Raw genomic sequence first — 679 nt, forward strand, 5'->3', positions numbered from 1 at the left:
CTAAAGGGCAGATTAGTTCAATACTCATTTGTGGTAAAATGTGTTTGGAAGGATGAAGAGGAGGATCTAGGATGATTGATCGAAGACGAACAAAAACGTTTGGTCATGAACTTGAACAGGAATTGCTAAATGTTACTGATACTTCAATACTGATTAATTTTAGTGATGCTCTAACGAGCCTTTATCCTCATTTGGTCCCCATCCACGCATTTGCTTACGACGCTTGGGACGATATTGTAATCCCATTGTTTTATGAAATGGTATACGAATCCTTTTCTTTTAAGTACGGAATAACCATTACTCCGAGTGAAGTACACCCGTATATGTACACTCTCCCTTGCTATCGTGGGTTGCACCACATTGAATGCACACTGAATAAGCCTAATATTGAAGGATTCATTAACTTTGAATGGATAAATGTAGAGAAGCAAGATCTTGAGAATTACTTAATTATTTATAAGTCGTTCGGTGATGGTTACAATTTCTTGACTGGCGGGATAACCAAAGAACAAGCTTCAGAAGTTCATTTCAATCTTGTTGAGGTAGAAGTTGTAAGTGTCGAGACAGGATGTAAAGTAGATGGAAACAAATATAAAACCATGTTTATACGTAAGGAAGATTTGGATTTTGAATTTGTAGCTGAAGAGAAGAAATAATGAAATGGCTGAACTCTAACGGG

At 36.8% G+C, this 679-nt stretch carries 1 protein-coding gene; it reads left to right on the forward strand.

What is annotated here, in order from left to right; translation table 11 throughout:
- Positions 1-71 precede the first annotated feature (71 nt).
- Positions 72-656, forward strand: a complete 585-nt coding sequence (locus tag GC093_RS15500; RefSeq protein ID WP_171652803.1) for a hypothetical protein — start codon at positions 72-74, stop codon at positions 654-656.
- Positions 657-679: the final 23 nt, after the last annotated feature.

The sequence above is a fragment of the Paenibacillus foliorum genome (assembly GCF_013141765.1).
GTDB lineage: Bacteria > Bacillota > Bacilli > Paenibacillales > NBRC-103111 > Paenibacillus_S > Paenibacillus_S foliorum.